Origin of the sequence: Intrasporangium sp. (assembly GCF_051961875.1) — a bacterium.
Lineage (GTDB): Bacteria > Actinomycetota > Actinomycetes > Actinomycetales > Dermatophilaceae > Intrasporangium_A.
In genome coordinates, this window is the sequence record NZ_JBQCCV010000255.1 from 1 (window position 1) to 2,415 (window position 2,415).

Below are 2,415 nucleotides of genomic sequence, written 5' to 3' on the forward strand. Positions count from 1 at the left end.
AGGTTGCCAGCGCAGGACCGGGAAGCGCGACGTAGTGGTCGCTTCACCGATAGGGGCGAGCGACTGATCCGTGGCCGCTGGAGACATGCCGCTCAACCAGAACCGGCGCCCACCGTCTTGTGGGGAGAGCTTACCGTCGCCGTCCACCGCCTGCACAGTCCACGTGAACGGGCTCTTGGTCGCATCCAGCGCCGTCGAGGTGGGCGTCCACGCCAGCGAGTACGTCTTGGTGTCAGCCACCACCTTGCCGGTGGAGTCCTTGAGTAGCACCCGGTACTGCTCCGCGTCCCGGGCCGCCCCCCACTCGAGGACCGGCACATCGACGGTCGCATCAGCCGCGGGTGCGGTCTGCGTGACCTGCCCGGAGTCATAGATGAACCTGCGAATCTCCGAGTAGATGCCCTGGGTGTTGGATGGCTCGTCCAGCCCGCGGACCCGCCAGTAGTACACCCCTCCTTGGCTCGGCATGCAGGGGTCGAATCCCCACGGACGGAAGGCACCGGGCGTGAAGGTCGTGCCGGCGGTGTAGCAGGTGTTGAACGTGGTCGGCGAGAAGTTCCCGTCGGTGCCGATGTCGAGCTGGTATCGGGTCGCGTGGTCGACGGGGGTCCACTGGAAGTAGAGGTCGTCACCCACGACAGGGGAGAGTGCGCTCGCCGGGTATTCCAGTCTGGGCGGCGTCGGCCAGTGCCGCTGGAACATCTTCTTGCCCTCGACGTTGACCCACTCGAAGGTCTCGCCCTGGTTGTTGAGCGCCCGCACGCGCCAGTAGTACTGGTCGTTGAGGTAGGTCGTCGCTGGCGAGTAGCGGGTGCTCTTGATGTTGACCTTGCTGTCGATGATCGTGTTGAAGTCCTGGTCCGAGCTGACCTGCAACTCATAGGTTTTGGCACCCTTGACGGGGTCCCACTCCAGCACGACGTCCGTCACCTTGGTGTCAGCCACAGGCGCCCGCTGGGTCACCTGGGACAGCGGTCCGATCTTGTAGGTCCACGGCGCAGAGAAGTCGGTGTACAGCCCGTTGCTGAGCTGGGCGCGGACCCGCCAGAAGTATTGGCCGTCAGCCTTCGGGTCCGGCACGACGAATGAGGTCGACTTCGTGCTGTAGGAGGAGGCGCCGATGAAGTCGGTCTCCGTGTCCACCTCGATCTGGTACGCCGCGGCGCCGGGCACCGGTCGCCACGAGAGCAACGGTGGCTCGCCCGGCTGCTCAAGCAGGTCGTCGGTCGTGTTGGCCGGCCCGAGTAGCACCGGCGGAAGGGTAGTGCTCACGGCCACCTGTGAGGACGCCCACGCACCCGCCCCCGAGGCGTCGACGGCCCGCACCCGCCAGTAGACCGGACCAGCCGGCAGGACGCTGGTGGGCACGATCTGCTGGTTCGTCGTGGACTTGGAGAAAAGCGTCGGGGTGAACGACGGCTGACTGGAGATCTCGACGTCATAGCGTGTCGCGCCGCTCACCCGGGCCCAGCCGAGCACCGGCGTGCCGGGCACCTGCGCACCGAACGCCGGCGTGAGGCCGCTCGGCGCGAGCACGGCAGCCTGTGCCCTGCTCCCCAGGCTGGGCAGTACCGCCACCACCAAGGAAACTGCGAGCAACATCCTCAACCAGACGCGCACAGGCGACGTCGTCCGCACCATGTCGAGCCCTCCCCTAATCCGACAGATCGCGCGGTCAGGCTATGGCGCACATGGCGCATTTGTCCCCGGAACCACGGAACCGGATTGCGAAGGAATGTCCAAAGCGCGGGCTTCTGCCTTCACCGAGAAATCAGTGCAGCGCGTGCCAAAACGGCAACAGATCCGCCGGGGCGCCCGTCGAGCGTTAGGGCGAGCGCATTCCTGGCGAAGCGCATCGGGGCGGGAGGCGCCTAGGAAGAAGGACCCTGGCCGGCAACGATCTGCTGCGCCAGGTAGCCGGCGGCCCCGACCCGGTCGAGGGCGTCGAGCTGGCTCTCGAACCAGTCCACGTGCTTCTCCTCGTCGCGCACCATCTCGGCGAAGACGTCGGCGGTGCCGTGGTCCCCGAGCTCCCAGCACTCGCGGCTGGAGGCGTTGAACTGGAGGACGGCCTCACGCTCGCTCTGCAGACCCAGCCGGAGCATCTCCTCGGGGTCCTCCCCGATCTGGATCGCGCCGAGCCGCTGCAGGTTGGGGTGGCCGTCGAAGAGGAGGATCCGCTGGATCAGGTCGTCGGCGTCTCGCATCTCGTCGATCGAAAGGTCATAGAAGACCTTCCCGAGCGCGGCGAACCCCCAGTTTTCGAGCATGCGGGCGTGGAGGAAATACGTGTTCGTCACCGTCAGCTCGAACGTCAGCGCGTCGTTGAGCAACTCGGTGATCCGTGGGTTAACTGGCTGCACCATCCACCTCCAGCGACGTCGACCGGCGCTGCTCGTCATGGTCGCAGATGAC

2 protein-coding genes are annotated in these 2,415 nt (G+C 66.3%); both read right to left on the minus strand.

The features are described from left to right. Nucleotides 1-1,578: hypothetical protein (locus ACTHJJ_RS15495; protein ID WP_440303841.1), on the minus strand; the 1,578-nt coding region annotated here is incomplete at its 3' end. Nucleotides 1,579-1,871: 293 nt separating this feature from the next. Continuing rightward, the coding region (gene bfr / locus ACTHJJ_RS15500; RefSeq protein ID WP_440303842.1) for a bacterioferritin at nt 1,872-2,415 on the minus strand (544 nt) is incomplete at its 5' end.